The sequence below is a fragment of the Dehalobacter sp. TBBPA1 genome (assembly GCF_040931655.1).
Lineage (GTDB): Bacteria > Bacillota > Desulfitobacteriia > Desulfitobacteriales > Syntrophobotulaceae > Dehalobacter > Dehalobacter restrictus.
In genome coordinates, this window is sequence record NZ_CP162385.1 from 1,785,440 (window position 1) to 1,811,254 (window position 25,815).

Genomic DNA, 25,815 nt, shown 5'->3' on the forward strand with positions numbered 1-25,815 from the left:
TACCTCCTTTCTTTCACCAGTATGTTATACATTATTCTGCATTGATCCAAAGATTACCTGTCAGTTTGTTAAAAATATTTTAACTTTTTTAGTAATCTTTAACTATTATGCCCCAAAAAATGATGGATTATGGAAGGTACTTTATCCAGCGCCTCGCCAAGCTTGGAAGGGTCCTTGCCACCGGCCTGGGCCATGTCGGGACGGCCCCCGCCTCCGCCGCCTGTAATCGAAGCCACTTCCTTAATAATCTTGCCGGCATGAAGTCCATTTAACCCCGACGGATGAACCACAGTCACCAGATTTACTTTTTCGTCGGCAACCGCGCCCAGTACAATGACACCTTCTTTCAGCTTGTCCCGGAGCATGTCCGCTGTTTGTCTGAGTGTCTCCATATCCGGGGCCTGAACCCTGGAAGCGAGTATTTTTACGCCGTGGATATCCTGAACCTTGCTCATGATGCTGTCCGCTTCATATTTAGACAGCTTAGCATTCAGCTGCTGAATTTCTTTTTCGAGTTCTCTGATCTGAGCAGTCATAAGGTGAATCTTTTTCACGCTTTCCTTTGGTTGAACTTTCAGCACCGTACTGATCTCATCGAACTGGCTCTCCATTTCTCTTAAGTATGCCAAAGATTCCATACCGGCCACAGCCTCTATTCTTCTTAAGCCTGCGCCGATACCGCCCTCGGAAATGATTTTAAACAAGCCGATTTCCCCTGTATTTTTGACATGCGTTCCGCCGCAGAGTTCTCTGCTGTAATCACCCATTTCGACCAAACGCACAATTTCTCCGTATTTTTCACCAAATAACGCAATCGCGCCTTTTTCGCGGGCCTGGTTCATGCTCATTTCCTCCGCTTGCACCGTAAGACTCGCCATAATTTGCCTGTTCACGTTGTTTTCTACTTCGGTAATTTGTTCAGCCGTAAGCGGTGAAAAATGTGAAAAATCAAACCGCAGGCGTTCACTCGTAACAAGAGAACCTGCCTGTTGGACGTGATCTCCCAAGATCTTACGCAGCGCCGTCTGCAGAAGATGCGTTGAACTATGGTGTCCGGCGATGGCCTTGCGTTTTTCCTTATTGACGACGGTGTGGACCTTTTCCCCTATTTTCAGCACGCCATCCTTGATCAGCAGACGGTGCGTGATCGCGCCGCTCGGAAGTTTCCGCAATTCCAGTACTTCAGCATACGCCTTGCCGGTCCGGATGATTCCTTCGTCTGAAATCTGTCCGCCGCTCTCAGCATAAAAAGGTGTCTGATCCAAAAGACAAATGACTTCCTCTCCTTCACCGGCCCCATCCACTTCCCCTTCTTCATTGAACATCGCTTCAATGATGCTGTCACTTTCCAGTTGTTCATAACCGAGAAAACGGGTCGGCCCCAGTCTTTTCGCTTTTTCCGTGAGCAGGCTGTTTTCCCCGGCAGCCTTCATCTGACGGGATTGTTCTTTCGCCAGCAGACGGTGTTCTTCCGATGCTTTGTCGAACGACTCCATATCCACGGAGATCCCCTCTTCCAGCAACATTTCTTCCGTCAATTCTACCGGGAAACCATAGGTCTCATACAGGTGAAAAGCGTCTTCCCCACTGAGGATCTTCTGACCCGATTCTCTGAACGCTTTCACCTTATCCTGAAGGATCAGCATGCCCTGCTCGAGGGTAGCCTGGAAATTCTTTTCTTCCAGCCGCAAATGATTGAGGATAAAATTTTCATTCTCCTTGAGCTCCGTATACCAGTGTGCATAATGTTCCTGGATAACACGGAATATTTGTTCCAAAAACGGCTTTTCAATTCCTAAAAGCCGGGCAAAACGAATGCCCCGGCGTAAGATTCGCCGCAAAACATAACCACGTCCGTCGCTGCTCGGCCTAATTCCGTCCGCCAGCATAAAAGATACTGCTCTGGCATGGTCGGCAACGACCTTCAACGCAACATCCGTCTTCGGATCTTTTTTATATTGCAAGCCGGCGATTTCTGCCGTTTTATTGATGAGCGGCATAAATAAATCCGTATCAAAGTTGGATTCAACTCCCTGAATCACCGATGCGATTCTTTCCAACCCCATCCCGGTGTCAATATTTCGCTTCGGCAGAGGAGTCAGTGTACCGGCTTCATTTCTTATGTACTGCATAAAGACCAGGTTCCAAACCTCCAGGAAACGGTCACAGTCACAGCCAATTGCACAATCATCTTTGCCGCAGCCCCGACTTTCTCCAAGATCTACGTAGATTTCCGAACAAGGCCCGCAAGGTCCGACCGGTCCGGCAGCCCAGAAATTCTCGGGATCGGCGACAATCCGATCCGGACTTACACCTGCCTTTGACCAGATACTTCTGGCCTCTTCGTCCTCTGGATAGATGGTTACCCAGAGCTTTTCGACGGGAATTTGCAGTATGACGGTAATATATTCCCAGGCCCATGGAATGACTTCCTCTTTAAAATAGTCACCAAAAGAAAAATTACCGAGCATCTCAAAAAAAGTATGGTGTCTGGCCGTTTTGCCGACACTCTCCAGGTCGGGGGTCCGGACACATTTCTGAGCGGTGGTCGCTCTCGAAAACGGAGGTTCCACTTGCCTTAAAAAATATGGCTTAAACGGAACCATTCCGGCTACCGTTAAAAGCAAAGTAGGATCATCTTTCGGGATCAGGGAGGCACTGGGCTGAATAACATGTCCTTTTCCCTCAAAATATTTCAGAAACATTTCGCGCAGTTGATTTCCGGTATACATCTACTTCCTCCTTATATGGAAGGCTCCTCGTGCCTTGTCAACTCTAAAATGATAACATAATGGCGATCAACGACAACGCCGTATTGCGAGAAATCTGCCCACAGGATATATCAGATTTAGGGTTGACATGGTACTTAAGCTTATATTTATTACAGAATAGCAAAGGCAAATCTAGCTAAGACATAAGAAAACTTGGCTGGCACCAAGCCTCTTTGGCACAGGCGGCAGCCTTCGTTGCACTTAGCTGGTTCAGGAAATACTTACACTTTCTGATACACTAAAATAAGTATAGCCAAAAGAGAAGTTGCCTGTCAACAGACCTGATAGCCACAAATCCTACTTAATTCTTCGTTGACTTCAGATCTCGCGGTGCAATCAGATAATAATAAATATTTCTGATGATAATACGCAGGACCGCTGCCAGTGGAACGGCAAAAAGCATTCCGAGCAAACCGCCGATTTCCCCGCCGGCCAAAAGAGCAAAAACGACCCAGAGCGGATGAAGCCCGATTTTATTACTCATCAGACGCGGATTAATCAGATTGCTGTCCAGCTGCTGGACAATGAAGATTACCAGGGTGACTTTTACAGCCATCAGAGGGGATCTGCTTAAGCCTAGTAAAATTGACGGTATGCCGCCTAAGATCGGACCAAAATACGGGATCAGATTGGTAATTCCGCAAATAATCCCGATAATCAGCGCATATTCCATACCGATGAGCTTAATCCCTATGCCGATCAGAAGGCCGACGATGACCGCATCAATCATATTGCCCTGGATATACCGTTTGATCACATAATCAATTTCCTGTAATACCTTGTGCCACTGCTCCCTCATCCTGCCAGGAACAAGCATTAAAACCCCGTCTGCAATTTTTCTCCAGTCCGTCAAAAAATAGATGGCCAGAATTGGGGAAAGAACCATTAATCCGATGGAAGAAAGCAAAGCCGGAATATTTTCCATGACCTTTTCCAGCCAGCCGGTCAGATAGGATTGCCCTTGAATCAGTTTTTTATCCATTAATCTGCTGAGCTCTTCAGGCAGGATATTTTGCGGGTAGACACTTTTCCCAGTTTGTACATAATGGTAAATGACTTCCAGCCTCTCTGGCAGTACGACGGACAGTCTTCCAAGCTCCAGGTAAAACGTGGGCAGCAGCAACAAAAACAGCACAGCAAGCAAAACCACAATCCAAAGGAAAATCAAGGCAATTGCCCACCGTCGGCGCAGGCCTTTTTTTTCGAGCCAATTGACCATGGGACTTAAAAGATAGGCTATAACGGCGCCTGCTGCAAAAGAAAAAGCAATCTTTTTAACCTTCATAAACAGAAGGAAGCCTGCTATAACCAACAAGATGCCAAAAATCCAACGCAGCTTGGTCTGTCCCATACTCGCCTCCTGTTATGTTTTAAGACAAATAAAGGGTGGTCTTTTCAAAATGAATTTGAAAATCCCAACCCCCGATGGACAGGCCGTGGCCTTAGCTTCTTGGCCTTGCCGCTACTTGCCATCCATGGTATAAGCGAAGTGCCAACTCTATCCTACACATGCACGGTATGAAGGTATAGACATGGCAATTCGGCGTCATTCAGCAGCTGCCTGAGCCTGAACGATCTGCTCGCTTTCAAGGAAGAAATCTTCCCACGCTACCAGTGTCCCATCTTCTTCCAGATCAAATACGACTACCTGATCGGTATGACTGTTGAATTCAATAAAACAGTCCCAGCAATAGTATTGTTCCACACCGACCTTTCCGGTCTGTCGTCCCCCGCAAACCGGGCAAATCATGACAATGAACCTCCTTCAATCACAACAACATCCTGGCTCTCGCAAAGAATGTTTTCCTCAAATACAGCCTCCCTGCCCTTCACCAAATCCGCAAAAAGACCGTCTGATATTTCATAACCAAGTACTTTTTGGACTGTGTTGTCCACATAGATATCGCCTATCGTTCCTTTGATATCGCCTTCTCCATTAAAAACCTTGTTTCCGACTTTCTGGGACCAGGATGCACCTGAAATCTTTTTCCCTTCTGGGTTCTTAACAGCAAGGGAATCCTTGCCGAAAGATACGATATCATCTCTGCTCATGTCTTCGAGTGGGTGCGTGAGCAGAGAATCTTTTTCCACGATGACGCCGGAAACCGTATTGTCTTTTTCATTATATATGATATCTTTTACCCAGCCCAGACGTTCCCCGGAATTTAGATCAATCACCGGGAGCCGGACAATATCTCTCATCCTCCGCATAATTCCCTCATTTGCCTTAGGATTATATCCGGTATTATTGCCGGAATATCAGGATAATATTCCTTTCAGCAATATTGCATTTTATATTATGACATAAAACTGAAATATCGCTGAAAGAAGTATTTCGCACGGGTCAGCCCTTCGGCAACCACTTCTTATTCTGCCTTAAGAAGATCTTGGCGGATTCCGCACTTATCCGATACAATGACCCCTCCTCCCAACACCGTCGGCCCGTCATAGAACACAACCGACTGACCGGGAGTAACTGCCCGCTGCGGAGTCTCAAACTGAACCCTGACAAGATTATTTTCAGGATAAAGAACAGCTGCTGCGGGATTCGCCTTGTAACGAATCTTGGCCTGCACCTTCAAGGGGTCGGACAGCCTTTCCAGAGCAATCCAGTTCAGATCTGTCGCCCAGAGAACATCGGTATAGAGATCATTTCCTTCTCCAAGTATTACCCTGTTGCCAACCGGGTCAATCGAAGCCACAAACATTGGTTTACCAAATGTTACCCCTAATCCCTTGCGCTGTCCGACCGTATAATGGATCAATCCCCTGTGTCTGCCGATAATGCGGCCGGAGAAATCCGTGAAATCACCTGGTTCAGAATCTTTGCCCATTGTCGTCCTAATATACTCCGCATAGTTGTTGTCAAGAATAAAACAAATTTCCTGACTCTCACTGCTGTCAGCAGCTGTCAATTTTCTGTTCCTCGCCAAGTCCCTGACCTGTTCTTTCGTATAATCACCAAGCGGGAAAAGTGCATGGGCAATCTGCTCCTGGCTTAAGGAGTATAACACATAACTCTGGTCTTTTTTCGCGTCCAGCCCGGTTTGGATCAGCCAGCGGCCTGAAGTTTCGTCAACCATTTTCCGAACATAATGACCGGTCGCAAGATAGTCGGCACCAAGTCTGTGCGACTGTTTCAGCAATTCTCCAAATTTGATTTTCCGGTTACACAGCACACACGGATTTGGCGTTTCCCCTCTGTAGTAGCTCTCCGCAAAAGAATCGATGACTTCCTGTTTAAAAACCGTCCGGAAATCAAGCACATGCAGCGGTATCCTGAGCTGTTCAGCTGCTTCCAGCGCAGCGGTTTCAGCAAGTCCGCCTTCATGGGTCACAATGGTGACTCCGATCACCTCATGACCATTTTCTTGAAGTAAAGAAACGGTGGTGGAACTATCCACGCCGCCACTCATTCCAACAGCAACTTTCATACGTTTAACCTTCATCCTTCCTCAGACCTTGGTCTTTTTCTGGATGTAGTCTTTGATAGCTTCATGAACAGCATCTGCGGCAAGATTGGAACAGTGCAGCTTGGCTTCAGGCAAACCTCCAAGGGCTTCGGCAACAGCAGCGTTCGAAATATCCAAGGCTTCATTCACGCTTTTGCCTTTGACCATTTCCGTAACCATACTACTGGTCGCTACCGCAGCCCCGCAGCCAAATGTCTTAAACTTGATATCTTTGATAACATCGTTTTCAACAACCATTGAAATCCGCATAATGTCGCCGCACTTGGCGTTGCCGACTTGCCCAACGCCATTTGCATTTTCAATTTCACCTACGTTGCGGGGATTCGTAAAATGATCGATTACTTTTTCTGAATACATCTGATTCACTCCTGTCTTATTCCTGTCTTTCAACTTGCTTTGAGGAACTATCTATTTGCTTTAAGCTAGTTCAAATTGCTTTATGATATAAAGGAGACATTTCTCTTAAGCGCTGCACGATCTTCGGAAGCTCCTGTAACACATAATCGATCTCTTCATCCGTATTCTGTCTGCCAAGCGAGAGCCTCAGCGAACCATGGGCAACCTCGTGGCTTAAACCCATGGCCAGTAAAACATGCGAAGGATCCAAAGATCCCGAAGTACAGGCCGAACCGCTGGAACCGGCTATTCCAACCAAATCGAGACTTAAGAGCAGTGATTCTCCTTCAATAAAATTAATGCTGATATTGACATTGTTCGGAAGACGCTTGGCGCCACGCGGGCCGTTCACCTTGACACGATCAATGCTGGCGAGGATTCCGTCGAATAATTTATCACGGAGTCTGACCAGTTCAATATTTTCGTCTGCCATCCTTTGTCCGGCCAGCTCACAGGCTTTGCCAAAACCAATGATCCCCGGAGCGTTTTCCGTACCGGAACGGACTTTTCTCTCCTGTGAACCGCCAAAAACAAGCGAAGAAATCCTGACGCCTTTGCGGATGTATAAAGCCCCGACCCCTTTCGGGCCATAGATTTTATGGCTCGATATCGTTAACAGGTCAACATTCATCTGATTTACATCGATTGGCAGTTTTCCAAGAGACTGGACGGCATCGACATGGAACAGGATCCCTTTTTCCCTGGCAATCCGGCCTATTTCAGCGACAGGCTGAATCGACCCGACCTCGTTGTTGGCGTGCATAATACTGATTAAAATCGTGTCCGGACGGATTGCTTTTTCTATATCCTGAACACTTACCAAGCCTTCCTCATCGACCGGCACAATGGTTATTTCGTAGCCGTTTTTAGCCAGGTATTTAAAAGTATCCAGAACAGCATGATGCTCAATCGCCGAAGTAATCAGGTGCGTGCCTTTTTTTGCTCTTGTTCTGGCGGCACCCTGAATGGCCAGGTTATCAGCTTCCGTTCCGCCGCTGGTAAAGGTAATCTCCGAAGGATTTGCCCCAATCAGAGATGCAACCTGTTCTCTGGCTTCGTCGATGGCCTTATGAACTTGTCTTCCAAAGGAATGTACGCTGGATGGGTTTCCGTAGTACTCTGTAAAGTACACCATCATTAACTCTGCCACCTGCGGGTCAACCGGCGTTGTGGCACTATGATCCAAATATATTCGTTTCATCTTATCCTCCATTAAGCAGCTTTTATCTGTCGACAATTATCTGACAGATCGTAGCGAAATCATCATCTCAGACACCTATTGAAGAAATCCCAAGTTTTCTCCGCCGCTACCTGCTTCTTTTAGTAAATCAGCCAGAGAAATAGAATCAACGACACCGTTGATGGAATCCCTAACCTTCACCCATACTTCCCGCGTTACGCAGAAATCTGTTTTCTGGCAGCAGTCTTCTTCCGACTGGGTAACGCACTCGACTGGTGCGATCGGCCCTTCCAGTACCCTGATCACATCGCCGATATTGATTTGTTCAGGGCGCTTGGCCAGTTCATACCCGCCCTGGGGCCCCCGGATGCTTCTGACCAGCCCTGCCTTACGCAGCTCAGGAACGAGCTGTTCCAGATAATGCTCAGATAGTTTCTGCCTGTCAGCGACAGACTTCAGAGAAACCGGACCATCAGCCGCGTGCTGGGCTAAATCAACCATGATTTGTACGCCATATCTGCCCCTGGTAGAAAATCTCACGCAATTCACCTCATGCCATGCAAAATGTTACCCTTCGTCAGTACGCTTATATCCTACTAAACCAATCGGAATTTGTCAATAAGCATTCTGGTTATTCTTTTGCAATTTTTTTGGTATAATGGATTCATCTTTCATAACATTTCCTTTTTATTATTGGTTTATCAATGATCAAGTATATCTGCAAGAATAATTTTGGAGGAAAAAGAAAATGAATCTTTTTTCGGCTGCTTTTGACTCCGGCAAAGTTGCTCCCCTGGCCGACAGAATGCGTCCCCGTACCCTCGAAGAATTTATCGGCCAACAGGAAATTCTTGGGCCCGGCAAACTTCTACGCCGTGCCATTGAAGCAGACCGGGTGACATCGATCATTTTATACGGTCCGCCTGGAACAGGTAAAACATCCCTGGCTCAGGTCATCGCTAATAAAACAACCTCGAATTTTATCCGGATCAATGCTGTTTCTTCAGGCGTCAAAGAACTCAGAGAGATCCTGGAAAAAGCCGAGGAAAGGCTGCATCTTTATCAGCAGAAGACGCTTGTATTCTGCGATGAAGTCCACCGTTTCAACAAAGGCCAGCAAGATGTTCTACTCCCGGCTATTGAACGCGGTATGATCACCTTTATCGGAGCAACCACTGAAAATCCTTATTTTGAAATCAACTCCGCTCTTTTAAGCCGTTCCACGATTTTCAGACTGAATCTTCTTTCAGAACATGAACTCCGTCTGGGGCTTGAGAATGCCTTGAAGGACAATGAGCGAGGTCTTGGTAATTACCATACGGAGATTACAGCAGAAGCCTTTCAGCATTGGGTTGATTTCGCCGGCGGAGATCTGCGCCGGGCGTTAAATGCGCTCGAACTCGCAGTTCTGACCACAGCTCCTGAAGACGGGATCCGCAGGATTGATCTGGAGACCGCCATAGAGTCCGTTCAGGAAAGACACTTCCGTTTTGACAAAAACGGTGACAACCATTACGACATGATTTCGGCGATGATCAAAAGTATGCGCGGGTCCGATCCTGATGCAGCCCTGTATTGGTTTGCTGTTCTGCTGGAATCCGGCGAGGACCCTCGGTTCATCATGCGCAGGATCATCGTGCATGCTTCCGAGGACGTCGGCCTTGCTGATCCGTCAGTCATGCTCCAGGCCCATGCCGCAGCCAATGCCTTGGAGTGGGTTGGCCTGCCTGAAGCCAGAATACCGATGGCACAAGCTGTCCTGGCTATTGCGACTGCTCCGAAGAGCAATTCTGTTGTTGCGGCGATCAATCAGGCTCAGGAATACGTCAAAGCAAACAAAGCCGGCCAAGTGCCGCTGCATCTGAAAGATGCCTCTTATCACGGCGCCAAGAAGTTTGGCCACGGTTTAGACTATCTTTACCCGCATGCTTATCCAGGCAACTGGGTGGAACAGGACTACCTGCCCGAAGAAGCCAAGGGAGCAAAATTCTTTGATCCGACCGGTCGCGGGATAGACAAGAACAGAGGAAAACCGACTTAATAAACTTACCTAATCTGTGAGAAAAATAATTTTTCTTTCATGTCAATGACAAATAGTTGGCAACAATTAAAAATCCGAGCAAAAAAATGCACACCTCGCTGTCTTTTAGCACAAGTGTACATCGATAATCTCTATGAGAAGAAAATCAGGCTAACTGTTCTTCTTTTCTCTTTTCTTTTCATACATGACCTCATCCGCTTTTGCCAGTACATCATTCGGGGTCTGGCATCCCTGCAACGGGGCAATCCCGAAACTAAGGTCGACCATCGGTTCAATATTTTTCACATAGTCTTTAAATTCTGTTTTGACTTGTTCCAAAACCGTCTCCACGTGTCCGCTTTCACCAAAATAAACAACAATAAACTCATCGCCGCCCCAACGGCTGATCATATTTTTCCCATTATCAAAATGCCGCCTTAAAATAGCCCCCAAATGTTTCAGTCCATCGTCTCCGGCTAGATGTCCTTCTTTATCATTAATCATCTTAAAATTATCGACATCAAGCATGATCAAATGACCGTTGTAATTTCCGGATTCAAACTGTTTCTGCAGGATATCATTAAAATTTCTTCGGTTCAACAGCCCTGTCAGCTCATCAAAATGAGCAAGTTGCATGAGCCTTCGATTCGTCTGGTAGTAAGCGTCAGCAAAATAGCGTACAACTAAGAAACTCAAAAACAGGACAATTGGAACCTGAATCAGCTGGTCCACGAAAAAACTGCCGGGATCCAGTACGGGTATTCTCTCCGGGAAATAATGGGCGTAAGTGTGGACACCGATAAAAGCCAGAATAATCACAGCGATAATTGTATTGCGGTACCAGCCGTCCAGAATGTAACTGGCGACAATCAAGAGAAAAAATACATACGCAATCGTAAAGCTGTTACTACCTCCGGCATCGATAAAACCAAAAGGCAGAACAATCCCTGTCAGAACCAAAAAAAACAAAAATTTGCTGCGCTCGGAAAAACCTCTATGTCTTTCATACAATACACTGCATACTGCTAAAACGAGTAAAAAAATCCATTTAATATTGAGGCTTAATGGGTAGCCTACGGCAAGATTTCCAATAATAGAAAACGCTGATAGTAGTATCATGGCCTTTAACAGGACTAGATAAAACCCCTGCTTAAGATTCGTTTCCTTCACTAACCCCATCTCTATTCTTTTTTAAATTAATACCAGTCATATTGAAAATCATAACATGATATTTTTTGGATAACAATCATAATTTTGGAATTTTTTCCAAAATGATTCATCTTTAATCTGAGCATCAAGACAGAACAATACCCCGGAAGAGCCGGGTCATTCGTATATTTATTTAATTAATACCAGTATCTAGCTTAAAATGTTCTGGCTTTTTCTTCGGCTTCCTGCATTTTTTGGGAGAGTTCTCCCTGCGCATCAAATCCGATAACATCAAGTTGTTCCGCAGCGATTGTTGTAAAGTCGGTGATGCCCAGAAAACCGAAAATTGTTCTTAAATACCTGTCACCCATTTCATAAGCACCGCCTGCTCCTTCAGAATAAGCGCCGCCCCGGGTTACGATATGAACAGCTTTTTTCCCCTGGCATAAGCCCACGGGGCCTTGTTCGGTGTAATGAAAGGTAATCCCGGTGACCGTAATATAATCCAGATAACATTTGAGAATGGATGGAAAACTAAGATTCCACATTGGAGCAGCGATAATGATTTTATCACTGGCCTTGAACTCATAAGCATACTTTAAAACGGGATGATTGACGGAATCCGCGTCCTTTGGACCAAAAACAGATTGTAGATCCTCTGCAGACAGAGGCTTGACACCTTCCTGGTAGAGATCGTGGGTAATAATCTCATCACCAGGATTGTTTTGCCTGTAGGCGGTGATAAAACTCCCTGAAAGGCGAAACGTCCTCGACTGCTCGTCCGGCTTGGGATTTGCTTTAATATACAGTACTTTAGCCATAATTTTTATCCTCCATAATCATTGACAATCTTCAAATAGTTTTAGTCATTTTTGATAAAGCTATGACTGCCATTTCAAACCAAAACAATCATCTTCGCTTTGGCTGCTTTTGCCGAGTTTTTCCCTTACCCTGGAGCTTCTCCTGCAGTTTCTCCAACGCCTGGCGTATCTCCGGCTGCAAAGCGTCTTCCAATTTAGGATCTTCCAGATCTCCCATGCTGGCAAGGCTCTCCACATAGGAATCCCGAAGACCCCGATTGATTTCCACGAGCTGATAATCTTCTTTAATCCCGGCAAGCAGAGCGTCCCTGCTGCTGAGAAAGGTTTCTGAAGTTTCCCTGACTGATCCATTTGCCGACTTTGTCCGGATCGGAGCTTTTGGTTTGGCAGCCCGAGTTTCCGTTTTCTGGTGATCTTTCTGTGGGAGGGCATCCCGGGTCTCTTCGAGCGCAGCTTGAAAATAATTGATTTCTTCCATGAGCTTTGCCGCCCATTCCTTGACTACCTCAGGGCTCGGGGTAACGATAAAGGCCTCCTGAACAGATCCACCATTTTTCAGTAGGATCTTACATCCGGTCGGTGTCTCGTATTGATAGGTCGCACCGCGTTCCCTGGTATTGGTTACATCAATCACCCCTGGAATAATGTCTGTGATTTCGCGCCGCTTACTCAAATCCTCCAGCCAGTCCAGGGCGCCGGTAATGATACTATGTTCCCTTTTAATTTTATTGCGGCGAAATTTCATATGATAACCTCAAACTGCGCGATGGACAAAATAATTAAGAAACAGATTAAAAAAACAAATGCTGGATATCAAAATTTCCTTTTTTTTCACTTAAGTTTAATAAGCCCATCGAAAACTGTGGCTGTCCTCTTCTTTCTGTTGGAGATCCAGGATTGAACAGCAATACCCCTTCATAGACATTTTTATAAGGTATATGGCTGTGTCCAAAGATAATCATATCTACATCTTCTCCCGAAAAGAAATTGTAAGCCCTTTCCGGGGTATTCTTTCCGGATCCAAGATAACCATGCGTAACACCAATCCTTAGAGAACCTAGTTTGGCTATGATTTTCTCCGGCAGCTCTTCCATTAACCAGTCACAGTTTCCTCTGACTGCAATGACCGGTGCAATCAAATCCAGTTCCTCAATCAGACTCTTCGTCACAACATCTCCTGCATGAATAATTGTATCAACCTCACTTAAAACATTCCAGACAAATGATGGGAGTTTCCGTCCATAGCGAATATGCGTATCAGAAAGAATGGCAATTTTCATTTCTTTCCTCCCGTTCTGTCAGACTGCTTTGGATACATGTTCCACATTTAATACTTTTCGGATTATTTGGTTAATTTCGTATTTATATAATAGTAATGAATAATTGCTGATTTGCCAATAGCTGTCTACATAATTTAACAGACAATATGTAAAAATAAACAGAGACATTCATCTCTGTTCTCTTCATTGTTATAGAACGTTATAAATACTGGCATTGACATTTTAAGGTTTTGCGAATTTCGTTGGCAACCCTCCAGGTTTCCTGCAGATGCGGAGTAAGCAGCTCTATCTTGCCGCTGAATCGGTCTACAAGCAGATCGGGGCTCGGATCACCGTCAAGGTCTTTATTGGAATGGCGGATATCTATCGCGATTTTATTGTCGTCAAACACAGGCGGAACAAAATAATTGAGTACTTCTTCTGTCGCATCTATCAGATCAGCCACTTGATCATCCGAATAACCTTCCCGTAAAAGAATCTCTTTAACCTGAGGCAAAGAATGATCTAAAGTAAGCAACATCTGCGCCCTTCTGACCATTTCAGGATCTATATTCATTCTGCCACCTCTTTTCATTAGCTGCTTATCAACATTTTTCCCTGTAAGACGGAACAAATACTACTATATTTTTTACTGACTTGGTGTTCTTGCCCAACATCAAATCTTTATTTTAATATATGTGCCAATTTAGTGGAGGTTAGAGTATGTTAAAATTTTTTTCGCTGCCTGCTGTTCTGGCAGCAATCTCCGGAGCTGCAATGGCCGTGCAGGGAACGCTGAATTCACAGCTGACGCAAAAAACTTCTTTGCTTTCTTCGACGCTGATCGTACACATCATTGGCAGTTTGATTGCCCTTCTGGCCGTATTGGCTTGGAAAGTACCTATGTTTGGGCATAAATGGCTGCAAATCCCTTGGTATCTCTATTTGGGAGGAGCGTTAAGTGTCGGAATCGTTGCCTTAGTCGCCATAACGATATCCAGAATTGGCGTATGCAATGCCACGACGGCCATTATCCTTGGACAAGTCGGCCTTGCGGTCATTATTGATCACTTTGGGCTTTTCGGGGTCCAAAGAATAAGCTGGAATCCGTGGCAGTTGCTGGGTCTTGCACTTTTTGTCGGTGGCGCAAAGCTGCTGTTTAAATAAATACTAGATTGTTCCGGAACGGTTATTGATCATATTTAAATTCAAGAGGATATTATAAACTTCTTCCGTGACCACGTATTTGTGAATATTGCCATTAGCGGAAAGCAGTAATATTTTTGTTGCTTCCCCTTTCCGATCTCCATCGATAAGCCTTATAATATACGCATAGCTCTCTGCCGACAAAGAAAGTTGCTGAAACTCGTTGTCGCCGACAAACAACGCCCAGTATCCGTCTGAGATTTCACTGTCCCCAGTATAGATGGAATTATAGACACTAGTTGTATCCGTCCCATCCCCTGTTGTGGTATCCTTAACCTCACTTGAGGTTGGCAGCGTAATTTCGCCTATTTCTTCAGTATTTGCAGTTGCGGAGGTTAGCTGATCGTAAACATTATGAAAAAAATCCGGGAATAGCAAATATCCGACAATACCGACGATGAATATCCATAATGCAAGCACTTTAATATCGCCCCAGATATCATTTTGTGGAGGACGTCCCCAGGCGTTGCTGCGCATAATACCACCCCAAGAAAATATACGTCCATTTATTGGAGAATATGACGTTGCATCTTTTAATTATTCCCCCTACAATTTAACTGAGGTGAAAAATTTTGATGGATTTGCTGCAAAAGAAACTGAAATTGCTGCCGGATAATCCTGGCGTTTATTTGATGAAAAATGCTACTGGTAAGATTATTTACGTTGGCAAAGCCAAGGTGCTGAAAAACCGGGTAAGGTCTTATTTTACAGGGTCCCATGATCAGAAGACCCAAAAACTTGTCAGTGAAATTACCGACTTTGAATATATCCTGACATCTTCTGAGGTTGAGGCTCTCCTGCTTGAATGCAACCTCATCAAAAAACACGACCCGTACTATAACATTATGCTAAAGGATGATAAATCTTATCCGTATATATTAATAACATCCGAAAAACACCCCCGGATTATTGTTACCCGTAAATTTTCCAAAAAAGCCGGCAAATATTTCGGTCCCTATCCCAATGCAACAGCGGCCAGAGAAACTGCCCGCCTGCTGAACCGGCTGCTTCCTTTCCGCAAATGCAGTCAGATCCCTACCAAATCCTGTCTTTATTATCATATTGGACAATGTCTCGGTCCGTGTATTCATCCTATTGAGCCTGAACAATATCAAGAGGTCCTCGATAAAGCCACCATGTTCCTCCGCGGCAATCAAAAAAGCATCATCAACTGGCTGGAAGGAAAGATGACCAAAGCCGCCGAAGCGCTGCAGTTTGAGGCAGCCAGAGAATACCGGGATCTGATTCAAGACCTGAAAACCATCAGTGAAAAACAAAATATTACGCTAAGTGATTTGCGAAACCGCGATATCGTGGCCTACGCGTTTAATGAAGAGCTAATGAATATTCAGGTCTTCTGTTTTCGTCAGGGTAAACTGGTTACCCGGGACAGTTTCTTCTTTGCCTACTACGATGAACCGGAAGAATCATTTCTTTCATTTCTGATCCAGTACTATACGGACGAGATGGTCATTCCGGATGAGATTTGTATTCCTGAAATCCAATCGACCGCAGTCATGGACATCCTTCCTCTGACCATACCTAAAAAAGGTAAAACCAAACAACTTTTGGCAATGGCCGCCTCGAATGCTGAGACTGTTCTGAAAGAAAAAATGGACCTGGAAAAAGACAAAAATGAAGAGATTCAGAAAACGATGGCAGGATTATGTGAACTTCTCGGAATCGCTCAGGCCGATATGATCGAAGCCTTCGATATTTCAGGACTGTTCGGCAGCAATATTGTCGGGGGTATGGTTCAGTTTAAAGCCGGAAAACCCTTTCGGGCAAACTACCGCAAATTTAATATTGCCCCGCTCGCGAACAACAATGATGATACTGCCTACCTCAAGCATATTATCGGGCGCCGTTATTCCCGTCTGCAGAGAGAAGAATCCGCAATGCCGGATCTGATTCTGGTTGATGGCGGAAAAGGACAAGTCAAAGCCGCACTTGATGCTCTGAAGGAGCTCCGCTTGACCATTCCGGTTGCCGGTATGGTTAAAAACGACCGGCACGAAACGCGCAGTCTGATCAATCAAGCAGGCCGTGAGCTTTCTATTGACACCAGAGTCGAGGTGTTTTATCTGATCCAGCGAATCCAGGACGAAGTGCACCGTTTTGCGATCACTTTCCACAGGCAGCAGCGGATTAAAAACATGACCGCATCGGAGCTGGATGGTATCCCCGGAATCGGGCCAAAACGAAAAAGAATGCTCCTCAGAACTTTTGATTCTTTGGATGCGATCAAAAATGCTGCACCTGAAGAATTTATTAAGTCCGGTTTGTCGGCAGTGGCCGCCCAAGAAGTCTATAACCACTTTCACCACACGTAAAAACAGGTATGATATTATTTTATATCTTGTTAAAAATTTCTTTGATGTTTGTTTGATTTTTCTTCCTGCCTTGACAAGACAGTCAAAGACGTATATCCTAGAAAATGGATTAATGACTCACAAAAACGCGAAAATATAATATATTTTCGTTTTTTGTGTCTTATTCAGGAGTGATATTTTGAAGCACAAATACTCAATTATTATTATCCACCCTGACCACGACAAAGCACCCCGGCAGATTCAGTTTTCTGTCAAAGCGAAAAAAATGATTGTTACCAGCTCAGCTGCACTGGGTATCTTTTTTACGGGACTTTTTGCTTATGACATTTACCAGGCTCATTACATCAATGTTTATCAGCAAAAAATTGCCTATGTCGATAAGCTTGAAGATCAGTTGCAGGCCAAGGATTTGGAAATCGCGAGATTAAATGAAAAGACATCCGAAATCAATCAGAACTTGTTAACCATCTCCTCACTGGAATCTAAAATTGCCGGCATTCTTAAAATCCAGCAGAAAAGTACGACGGAAGTCAGCCGCAGCAGTTACTCCGTACAGTCATATTCCGAGCCAGAAAGCCTTGATCAGGCTTCAAATCTGCTCAATTCTCATTTGGAAACCCTGCAGAAGTATTATGATGCTTCCGTAGAATACAAAGACAAGCTGAACCGGACACCGAATATTCTTCCGGTCAATGGCCCGATCTCCTCACCTTTTGGCTATCGCCGCAATCCTTTTGGCGGCTGGAGCAGTGAATTTCATTCCGGTATTGATATTGCCTGCGATTATGGTACACCTGTCCAGGCGGTTGCTGCCGGGACCGTCACTTATGCAGGCTATGACGGTTATTGGGGACGAAGGGTGCAGATTGACCACGGCTATGGCGTTGTAACGTTTTATGCCCATAATTCTAAACTGACAGTCAAAGTCGGAGACACGGTTCAGAAAGGCGAGATTATCGCGTACAGCGGAAATTCTGGCCGGAGCACCGGCAGCCACCTTCACTACCAGGCCTATGTTGACGGCGAACTCGTTGATCCGACAGTCTTTACTACATATACCGAAGCGCAATAAAATAAGGAGCGGCTAAGCATGTTTAGTAAAAAAGAAAACGACATAAAACCGGTCATCCGCAATATCAGCACGAACACAAATATTACATACATTGCCGAAGACTGTGAGCTCAAGGGGTCTTTGGTATCGAGCGGCAATATTCGGATAGACGGCAAGCTGGAAGGCACTGTTGAAGTCGGGGGCGACTTAATCATCGGTCAGTCTGCCTCAGTAAAAGCCAATATTTCTGCTGCTACAGCAACGATTACGGGCGTTGTCTGCGGGAACATTAAGGTCGGAGACCTGTTGGAATTAAGCCCTACCTCCCGCCTCTACGGGGACATCACCGCCAAACAGCTTAAGATCGACCAGGGCGCCATCTTTGTCGGCACAAGTTCCATTGTCACTGACAGTACAGATCATCCCGATGACTCTTCCCCTGAAAAAAAGTCCTAAGAAACAATGTATATTCGGAGTCGGAGTTTTGCAGGAATGCTGTAACAGCAGCCCAGCAAAACTCCTTTTTTAGCTCTGTATCAAATATGAAGAATTTTTTCGTCCTATAACATATCTTCTTGAGGTCTAAGTTCTTAGATATTATAACATACGATATTTTTATTTAGTTTATTAATTTCGCTATGGTTAGAGGCATATTGAAAAATTTCTTGAGTTATAACTTTATTTTTTTTATTTTCTTTCATAAGTACTGACAAACAAGCTTTGACTACCTCACTATCATATAAAACATTACTATGTTTTAATACTTCAGCCATTGCTTCTCCTAAACCACGGGCAGGTCTATAAGGTCTATGAGAAGACATCGCATCTATCGTATCCGCAACAGCTAATATCTTTGCATCTATAAGTATTTCATTATTTCGTAAACCATTTGGGTACCCAGAGCCATTCATTCTTTCATGATGCTGTAAAATTATTTTAGCAATTGGCCAGGAAAAGTCTAAGGTCTTAATAACTTCAAAACCATTCTGAACATGCTCTTTGATTAAATTGAATTCATTATCTGTTAAATTACGAGGTTTATTAAGTATATCTAAAGGTATAGCTATCTTTCCAATATCATGTAGTAGTGCAGCTACTTTTATTCCTTTAATTTGTTCCTCCGGTAATTTCATTTCTTTGGCTATAGCACAAGACAAATTAGCAACATTTGTTTGATGAGAAGCCGTATATGAGTCCTTTTGTTCTAACAGTTCACTCAATGCTGTAATTGTAGATTGTGAAAGGATTTGTAATTTCTCATTGGTTTTTTTTAGTTTTGCTTCCAATGACTTAAATGCTTCCTTTTCCATTAATAATTCTGTTTGCACTTGCTTATACTTTGACATATCACACATATATTCAAAGCGAACATCCCTGCCGTCCCTCCAACGGATTATCTTATTGGTAATTTCAAAATATTTATTTACAAAAGTATTATAATGTTCCCAGATATATGGTTTGTCCTTGGTTTCTTTTATAATTTGATTTGTACAAAAAATACATGGATAATCCTTATTATGCAAGACCTTATAGCATAACTCTCCTATCGGTTCTCTACCATAAATATCTTTAATAAATTTATTTGCATAAAGTATTTTGTAGTTTTCTATATCCGAAACGTAAATTCCCGCATTGATGCTATCAAACATAGTACAGTATTGAATACGTTCGAAATTCATGCTTTTTTTCGCCATATCATTTGCAATAGTTGAACAAAGAATTCTAGCAATAGACTGGAGAAAGTTAACATCAACTTCCAGCCATTCACGATAATTTCCCCATACATCAAAACCTAAACAACCGTAGTATATATTTTTAACAAATAACGGGATAATAAAAAGAGATTTTATCCTTTGGTTAAGTATTATTTTTTTTGTCATCTCATCGGGAATATCTTCAATGTCTGAAAAACATATTATTTTATTATTTTCCACTTGATTTAGTAACCAAGGTGTAAAACATTCCGACATATCATGAAGATTATTTTTTTCGTGCACAATACCGGGCGAAACCCATACAAAATTATTATTTATATTTGTTTCTAAATAAGGTTCTAATAAATAGGCTCGACTAACTAATAGAGTTTCTCCAAGAACTTGAAGACTTTTATTTATGCAATCGTCTATATCACTATCTTCAAGAGTAATAAGAGAAACTTTATTTAGCAATTGTTCATATATGAGTCTGTTTTTTAATGAATTTATTAAATTCCTTTTTTCAACAGCCAAATGTGTATGCAAAAATGCTTACTCACTTTCTAAAAGAAGTTTTATAATCTTAGAAGAAGTGTAAATCGGCTACCAAATGATCGTCATTTTAAATTTAAAAAATCCTTATTTATTTTTAATTATACTATTATAAAACATTTTACTCAAGAAAAATTTTGTTTTTCAAAATATTTTTATTACTAAATATTTATTTAAAGCTCCATGAATATTCAATAGCCGAAAAGCGGTTGGGGACACGATATAAACCCCTAAATTTACAAAAAGATACTGCCAACAGTATAAAACTATTAACAGCATCTTATAGGTTTGGAGTTACTCTTATTTAGGGGGTTATCCCTACAATACAGAACCTTATCTTACATACCACTTTTGATGGTAGTCCCTTGGATTGTAGGATATCGAGAAGTAAATGTTGCGGCTTAGGTCAAGTAGGTTTTCCCACCAGGATCCCTTTGGTTTCCTGCAAGGGCGGTTTCCCCTTCCTCCTGGTCTGAAATGTTGCCATTTCTCAGAACTTGATCGCCACTTAGTCCGCACTTCAATCCTTCTCAATAAAACGCTCTAGAAGTTTTCCTTAACACTCCCGGTCACCCTAGCCTCTTTTGCAGAAAAGAATTTCCGGCAGGTATAACGGATGTTTGCCAACACCAGTTAACCAATCATCGCCTTTCCAACTTTTCCACCTCAAGGCAGGCTACACTGCACTAAGTTCCTTCCTAATGCAGGTTCATCCCCAAGCCGTAGCTATGTTTCAAACCACGTACCTGGGCCTCCACGGATAAAGGGTAGCGCCCACATGCCATTGCGGATCCCCCTCTGTCCTTAACTCCCAGCAGCAGCCCACGACTGGGCGTCCCAAGCCACCACCAGGAACTTCATCGGTATGCCCTTAGCGGATTCTTAGGCCCGCCCTCGAATGACCGTTTCATGCACTAGAATAACGCTCCATGATCCAAAGGAACCTTACACATCTGAAACTAAGATATAATTAGTTTTCACTAGTTCATTTTTATTAGCTTCCACATCATTTTATACATATAGCTTCCATATCATTTTATACATAATCCGTATTTTTTGCAAAAGCCGGATGTACTATAAAGCGAATTCATACCGCAGATAACTGAACGTTCGTTGATTAAAGAATCGTCTATTTCCGTCAGTTGATTATTTTCGGCTAAATTCGGCCAAAACAGTCTATATTGCCGACCAAAAACCACACCATTATTTGCTGTTTAAAAATAAAAGTCGATCAAAATTATATATCATTTTTTTTGTGATATTTTTCCCATAGCGAACCATCAGCATATTGGCTGGATGAGATGTGATTTCCTCATCGTCCGTATCTTTAATAAGCAGATCCGTATGCGTCATCAGACGGCGCATCATTTCCCTGTATTCCCAAATCGGCAGGTTTGTTCCATCCAAATCCCAGTGCCAGTAATATTCTGTTGCAATCACAATATAGTCTTCCATTTTTCCGTCACCAAAAGCAGCTTCCAGCATCCTGCGGGCTACTCCATAATTGCGGTAGCGCGGAGACACTTCAATCGCTCCGAGCTCCAGAACCTTGTTTTGTCCGGATGACCACCGTTCAAATTCATCCGGCGGATGAAACGTAATATAGCCGACCAGCTCCCCATTGATTTGGGCTGAGACGACTTTTCCCTGTGGAAGACAGCTGATCTCAACAATGGCTTTTTTTTGTTTGGCAGCCGGACGGAAAGCTTTTAATTGCTGGTCAATTTCAAGCTTTTCCAAGATATCCGGAGGTGTCACCCCGGATATCAGCAGTTCCCCTTTCGAAGTCTGGATAGTACAGGTAATGTTGATCCATTCCTCTTTATTCATTTACCCATCCTGCTAGGTATTCCGCCTGATCCGATGTCAGGCTGTCAATTTGCAGTCCAAGTGAATGAAGCTTCATCAGCGCAACCCTGTTATCCAGTTGTTCCGGAACATTAAAAACTTTGTTCTCAAGCCCCTGGTTTTTTACCAGATATTCGAGGGCCAAAGCCTGCAACGCAAAAGACATATCCATTACTTCCACCGGGTGACCGTCTCCTGCAGCTAAATTTACCAGTCTGCCTTCAGCAAGCAAGAAGATTTTTCTCCCGTCTTCAAGGGTAAATTCTTCAGTGTTGGGGCGGACCTTTCTTTTGGAAACAGCTAGAAGACTCAGGTCCTGCTTAGATATTTCCACATCAAAATGACCGGCGTTCGCCAGGATTGCACCATTCTTCATCCGTACAAAATGATCTTTTGTAATGACATTCTTATTGCCTGTCACGGTAATAAAGTAATCTGCCATAGAAGCGGCTTCCTTCATCGGCATGACCTCGTATCCGTCCATCCAGGCCTCATTGGCTTTAACCGGGTCAACTTCACAGATAATGATTTTCGCCCCAAGCCCTCTGGCTCTTAATGCCACACCTTTGCCGCACCATCCATAACCAACGATACAAACCGTTTTTCCTGCAACCACCAGATTGGTTGTCCGCAGAATTGCATCCCAGACGGATTGACCCGTTCCGTATCGGTTGTCAAATAAATACTTGCTTCTGGCATCATTGACGGCCATCATCGGAAATTCAAGCTTTCCTTCCCTGGACATGGCTTTTAATCTGAGAATACCTGTTGTGGTCTCCTCCGCTCCACCTCTAACCTGGCCAATCAGTTCCCGCCGGCAAGTATGAATTGTTGAAACGAGATCCCCACCGTCATCAATGATATAATCAGGCCCAAAATCGAGGGCCTTGTTGATATGCACTTTATACTCCTCATCTGTCGCACCGTGCCAGGCATGAGCCCTGATGCCGTTTTCGACCAGAGCCGCCACCACATCATCCTGCGTAGAGAGCGGATTGCTGGCGACCACAGCAACTTCCCCGCCTCCCGCCTGAATTGTCAAGGCCAGATATGCGGTTTTTGCTTCCAAATGAAGGCAGATGACAATTTTTTTCCCTGCAAACGGGCGCTCTTGAATATATTGATCCCGAAGTGAATTCAACACCGGCATGTACTGTTTTACCCAGTCTATTTTTCGTTGTCCGTCAGCAGCCAGCCTAATATCTCGAATGGTAGAAACTTCGTTCATCTTAGCACCTCCTCCGCTTTATTATACACGTATTTGTTCTAAAAGTCAGACTGCTTAGGAAGAAAATCAGGCTCCTTTTCAGGACCTGATTGTACAGTCTTGCTTGCGTACTTATGCTGTTTCTTTCGGACTTTTTTCCTTGCTGCAGGCATCAACTTTTTGAGCAATTACATCAAACAGCGCCGACTGATATTCTTCAACTTGCCCGGCATCGGAAAGCGCCGTTAGTCTTGGATCAATCGGCAATTGGCCGAGATAAGGAATTTCATTCGCCGCAGCTTCCTTCTCTCCGGCCGGTTTGCCGAATATCTCAATGCGCTTGTTGCAGTCCGGGCATTCAATATAAGCCATATTTTCAACAAGTCCATAAAAAGTAGCTTTATACATGGTGGCCATTTTTATGGCTTTGCGAACAACCATGTTAGCGAGCTGCTGAGGACTTGTGACAATGACCAAACCATCCACCGGAATAGACTGCAATACGGAGATCGGCACATCGCCGGTTCCCGGAGGCAAGTCAATCAGCAGGTAATCAAGTTCTCCCCAGATCACATCCGTCCAGAACTGTTTCACCAGTTGGGAAATGACCGGACCTCTCCAAATCACAGGATCATCCTCATTTTCGAGCATAAGATTCAGAGAAACAATCTTGATGCCACTCATGGATTCGACCGGCATAATCCCCTTTTCAGCGGCACTTGCTTTGTCTTTGAGACCAAAAATCTTCGGAATGCTGGGTCCTGTGATATCCGCATCGAGAATACCGACTTTATAGCCCTGACGCATCAGGCTTACTGCAAGCATGCTCGTTACAGAGGATTTTCCGACTCCACCCTTGCCGCTCATGACTGCAACAACATTTTTAATATTACTTAATTTTTGAGCTTCAGTAAGTTCCGGAACTGAGGAGCAGTTGCCGGAGCAGGTTGAAGCTGTTGAACAACTGCTGCATGGATTACTCACTTTTTTTACCTCCATTATTATTTGACAAGTTTTTCCAGCTGGTCGAGCAGCTCCACAAAAACATCCAGTGCCTGCTTAACCGGTTCCGGTTTTTCCATATCGACTCCGGCTTGGCGCAGAAGTTCGATCGGATAATCTGAGCCTCCGCTGGACAAAAACGCCAGATACCGCTGTACAGCAGGTTCCCCTTCCTGCACGATTTGCTGAGCGAGAGCCGTCGCTGCTGAAAATCCTGTCGCATACTTATAAACATAGAAAGCATTATAAAAATGCGGAATCCGTGTCCATTCCATATTGATCTGTTCATCCAAGACAATGTCTGACCCAAAATATTTCAGGTTCAGGTCCCGGTAAATTTCGGACAGGTAGTCCGCCGTGAGGGATTCATTCCGTTCGGCTGCAGCATGTATTTCCTTTTCAAACTCTGCGAACATGGTCTGCCTGAACACGGTTCCCCTGAATTGTTCCAGATAATGATTAATCAGATAGGCCTTCATTTTACTGTCATTCGAGGCATTGATCATATGACGCATAACCAGGGATTCGTTCAGTGTGGACGCAACCTCGGCTACAAATATTTTATATCCTGCATAAAGATGCGTCTGGTTTTTATTTGATAAATACGTGTGTAGGGAATGCCCCATTTCATGGGCCAGCGTAAACAGGGAATCCAGCGTATTCTGATGATTCAGCAAAACATAAGGATGGGAGCTGTACGTGCCCCAGGAGTAGCCTCCGCTTGTTTTGCCGATATTCTCATAGATATCGATCCAGCCGGAACGAAATCCTTCGTCCAGAATGTCCAGATACTCTTCTCCCAAAGGTTTCAGCCCTTCGCGTGCAATGGACTTCGCTTCCTCAAACGGAATATGCGTATCCATTTCAGGGACGAAAGGAACATAAATATCATACATATGCAGCTCAGTAACGCCGAGGACTTTTTTGCGCAGCTGGATATACCGCTGGAACTGCGGCAAATAGTCATGAACTGTCTGTATCAGCGCGTCGTAAACGGAAAGTGGCACTTTGTCGTCGTCAAGAGCGCTTTGAATCGCAGAATCATAGTGTCTGACCCTTGCATAAAAAACATCGGCCTTGACACTCGCTCCGAGCATTGCCGCCCAGGAGTTTATTTGTTTGCCGTAAGCCGCATACATCGTCGTAAACGCATCCTGTCTGACTCTACGGTCTTTACTTTCCATATACCGGATAAAATTTCCCTTGGTCAGTTCAATTTCCCGGCCTTCTTCATCCTTGATCGGGCCGATTTTCAGATCCGCATCGTTGGCCATGCTGAAAATCGTGCTTGGTGCTGAAGCCAGTTCGCCTGTTTCAGCCAGGATTTTTTCCTCGGCCAGACTCAAGACATGTTGTTTTTGTCTCAAGATATTTTCCAGGTAATGATGATAAATCTGCAATCTCTCATCCTGACGAATCTCACTAAAGCGTTCATCCGGAATAGCCAGGATTTCCGGAACAATAAATGACAAGGCGCTTCCGGCCTGTACTGAAAGCATTGTCGCCCGGTCTGTCATCCCCTGGTAACGGGAAATCCGGTTATCTTCATCCCTTCTCATCCGGGCGTACGTAAACAGTTCTTCCAGGTTCAGGCTGAAACGGTCTGCCCATTCCATACATTCAACAAAAATGTCCGCACCGCCGGCAAGCTGTCCCTGATATTTTGCGGAAAGCCCAATCATCTTTTCTGTTTCGCTAAACATTGTCTCCCAGTCCTGATCACTGGCAAAAATATCTTCGAGTCTCCATTTATATTCCTGCGGGATTTCTTCCCTTGAACGTAACGTCTCTGACAAACTGATCCCTCCAAATAATTGATCTTCTCGAAATATTATACACAGTAAAAGAAAAAA

Annotated in this window: 24 protein-coding genes; 5 read left to right on the forward strand and 19 right to left on the reverse strand. The window is 44.2% G+C overall.

The window, feature by feature from the left end; translation table 11 throughout:
* Window positions 1-98: 98 nt before the first annotated feature.
* The 8 genes from alaS to AB3489_RS08855 form a co-directional block, all read right to left on the reverse strand.
* On the reverse strand, window positions 99-2,732 hold the full coding sequence (alaS, locus tag AB3489_RS08820) for an alanine--tRNA ligase (RefSeq protein ID WP_368292601.1): 2,634 nt from the start codon (window positions 2,730-2,732) through the stop codon (window positions 99-101).
* A 340-nt stretch (window positions 2,733-3,072) separates the two neighbouring features.
* A complete protein-coding gene (locus tag AB3489_RS08825; RefSeq protein WP_019225789.1) occupies window positions 3,073-4,122 on the reverse strand; it encodes an AI-2E family transporter in 1,050 nt (349 codons plus the stop codon).
* A gap of 195 nt (window positions 4,123-4,317) precedes the next feature.
* Window positions 4,318-4,521 (reverse strand): hypothetical protein, encoded by a 204-nt coding sequence (locus tag AB3489_RS08830; protein ID WP_015042471.1) that lies wholly within the window; start codon window positions 4,519-4,521, stop codon window positions 4,318-4,320.
* On the reverse strand, window positions 4,518-4,982 hold the full coding sequence (locus AB3489_RS08835; protein ID WP_368292602.1) for a PRC-barrel domain-containing protein: 465 nt from the start codon (window positions 4,980-4,982) through the stop codon (window positions 4,518-4,520). Before AB3489_RS08835 ends, AB3489_RS08830 begins: the two co-directional genes overlap by 4 nt.
* A gap of 155 nt (window positions 4,983-5,137) precedes the next feature.
* Entirely contained in the window at window positions 5,138-6,205 is a 1,068-nt protein-coding gene (gene mnmA, locus AB3489_RS08840) for a tRNA 2-thiouridine(34) synthase MnmA (protein ID WP_368292604.1), read from the reverse strand.
* Between the two features lie 21 nt (window positions 6,206-6,226).
* On the reverse strand, window positions 6,227-6,601 hold the full coding sequence (gene nifU / locus AB3489_RS08845) for a Fe-S cluster assembly scaffold protein NifU (RefSeq protein WP_019225786.1): 375 nt from the start codon (window positions 6,599-6,601) through the stop codon (window positions 6,227-6,229).
* Window positions 6,602-6,671: 70 nt separating this feature from the next.
* The gene (nifS, locus tag AB3489_RS08850; protein WP_368292605.1) at window positions 6,672-7,841 is read right to left on the reverse strand and encodes a cysteine desulfurase NifS; all 1,170 of its coding nucleotides are present in this window, start codon (window positions 7,839-7,841) and stop codon (window positions 6,672-6,674) included.
* Between the two features lie 75 nt (window positions 7,842-7,916).
* Window positions 7,917-8,360, reverse strand: a complete 444-nt coding sequence (locus tag AB3489_RS08855) for an Rrf2 family transcriptional regulator (RefSeq protein WP_015042466.1) — start codon at window positions 8,358-8,360, stop codon at window positions 7,917-7,919.
* A gap of 208 nt (window positions 8,361-8,568) precedes the next feature.
* On the opposite strand from AB3489_RS08855, the gene AB3489_RS08860 reads away from it, so the two are divergent.
* Complete coding sequence (locus AB3489_RS08860; RefSeq protein ID WP_368292606.1) at window positions 8,569-9,861, forward strand: replication-associated recombination protein A; 1,293 nt, start codon at window positions 8,569-8,571, stop codon at window positions 9,859-9,861.
* A 150-nt stretch (window positions 9,862-10,011) separates the two neighbouring features.
* Here the strand turns inward: AB3489_RS08860 and AB3489_RS08865 are convergent, their stop codons facing one another.
* From AB3489_RS08865 to AB3489_RS08885, 5 genes are all read right to left on the reverse strand, one after another.
* On the reverse strand, window positions 10,012-10,809 hold the full coding sequence (locus AB3489_RS08865) for a GGDEF domain-containing protein (protein ID WP_368292607.1): 798 nt from the start codon (window positions 10,807-10,809) through the stop codon (window positions 10,012-10,014).
* 395 nt (window positions 10,810-11,204) lie between these two features.
* On the reverse strand, window positions 11,205-11,810 hold the full coding sequence (locus tag AB3489_RS08870) for an FMN-dependent NADH-azoreductase (protein ID WP_019225782.1): 606 nt from the start codon (window positions 11,808-11,810) through the stop codon (window positions 11,205-11,207).
* 88 nt (window positions 11,811-11,898) lie between these two features.
* Window positions 11,899-12,555 (reverse strand): DUF2103 domain-containing protein, encoded by a 657-nt coding sequence (locus AB3489_RS08875; protein ID WP_368292608.1) that lies wholly within the window; start codon window positions 12,553-12,555, stop codon window positions 11,899-11,901.
* Between the two features lie 46 nt (window positions 12,556-12,601).
* A complete protein-coding gene (locus AB3489_RS08880; RefSeq protein ID WP_368292609.1) occupies window positions 12,602-13,090 on the reverse strand; it encodes a metallophosphoesterase family protein in 489 nt (162 codons plus the stop codon).
* 199 nt (window positions 13,091-13,289) lie between these two features.
* A complete protein-coding gene (locus AB3489_RS08885) occupies window positions 13,290-13,646 on the reverse strand; it encodes a hypothetical protein (protein ID WP_015042459.1) in 357 nt (118 codons plus the stop codon).
* A 146-nt stretch (window positions 13,647-13,792) separates the two neighbouring features.
* Between AB3489_RS08885 and AB3489_RS08890 the strand changes: the two genes are divergently transcribed.
* A complete protein-coding gene (locus AB3489_RS08890; RefSeq protein WP_019225780.1) occupies window positions 13,793-14,236 on the forward strand; it encodes a DMT family transporter in 444 nt (147 codons plus the stop codon).
* Between the two features lie 3 nt (window positions 14,237-14,239).
* Here AB3489_RS08890 and AB3489_RS08895 read toward each other — a convergent pair whose 3' ends face one another.
* Complete coding sequence (locus AB3489_RS08895; RefSeq protein ID WP_368292611.1) at window positions 14,240-14,752, reverse strand: hypothetical protein; 513 nt, start codon at window positions 14,750-14,752, stop codon at window positions 14,240-14,242.
* A gap of 98 nt (window positions 14,753-14,850) precedes the next feature.
* On the opposite strand from AB3489_RS08895, the gene uvrC reads away from it, so the two are divergent.
* The 3 genes from uvrC (at window position 14,851) to AB3489_RS08910 (ending at window position 18,115) form a co-directional block, all read left to right on the forward strand.
* On the forward strand, window positions 14,851-16,608 hold the full coding sequence (uvrC, locus tag AB3489_RS08900) for an excinuclease ABC subunit UvrC (protein WP_368292612.1): 1,758 nt from the start codon (window positions 14,851-14,853) through the stop codon (window positions 16,606-16,608).
* Between the two features lie 178 nt (window positions 16,609-16,786).
* A complete protein-coding gene (locus AB3489_RS08905) occupies window positions 16,787-17,680 on the forward strand; it encodes a peptidoglycan DD-metalloendopeptidase family protein (protein ID WP_368292613.1) in 894 nt (297 codons plus the stop codon).
* 18 nt (window positions 17,681-17,698) lie between these two features.
* Complete coding sequence (locus tag AB3489_RS08910) at window positions 17,699-18,115, forward strand: polymer-forming cytoskeletal protein (RefSeq protein ID WP_368292614.1); 417 nt, start codon at window positions 17,699-17,701, stop codon at window positions 18,113-18,115.
* A gap of 134 nt (window positions 18,116-18,249) precedes the next feature.
* On the opposite strand, the gene AB3489_RS08915 is transcribed toward AB3489_RS08910, so the two are convergent.
* The 5 genes from AB3489_RS08915 to pepF form a co-directional block, all read right to left on the reverse strand.
* Window positions 18,250-19,887 carry an HD domain-containing phosphohydrolase gene (locus tag AB3489_RS08915; RefSeq protein ID WP_368292615.1) on the reverse strand — a complete coding sequence of 546 codons (1,638 nt, stop codon included), beginning with the start codon at window positions 19,885-19,887 and terminating at the stop codon, window positions 18,250-18,252.
* 1,221 nt (window positions 19,888-21,108) lie between these two features.
* The gene (locus AB3489_RS08920) at window positions 21,109-21,735 is read right to left on the reverse strand and encodes a GNAT family N-acetyltransferase (RefSeq protein WP_368292616.1); all 627 of its coding nucleotides are present in this window, start codon (window positions 21,733-21,735) and stop codon (window positions 21,109-21,111) included.
* Window positions 21,728-22,981 carry an adenosylhomocysteinase gene (locus AB3489_RS08925; RefSeq protein ID WP_368292617.1) on the reverse strand — a complete coding sequence of 418 codons (1,254 nt, stop codon included), beginning with the start codon at window positions 22,979-22,981 and terminating at the stop codon, window positions 21,728-21,730. The genes AB3489_RS08920 and AB3489_RS08925 overlap by 8 nt, the downstream gene beginning before the upstream one ends.
* 111 nt (window positions 22,982-23,092) lie before the next feature.
* Window positions 23,093-23,944, reverse strand: coding sequence for an Mrp/NBP35 family ATP-binding protein (locus tag AB3489_RS08930; protein WP_368292618.1), 852 nt, complete (start codon window positions 23,942-23,944; stop codon window positions 23,093-23,095).
* Window positions 23,945-23,961: 17 nt separating this feature from the next.
* Entirely contained in the window at window positions 23,962-25,758 is a 1,797-nt protein-coding gene (pepF, locus tag AB3489_RS08935) for an oligoendopeptidase F (protein ID WP_368292619.1), read from the reverse strand.
* Between the last annotated feature and the right edge of the window lie 57 nt (window positions 25,759-25,815).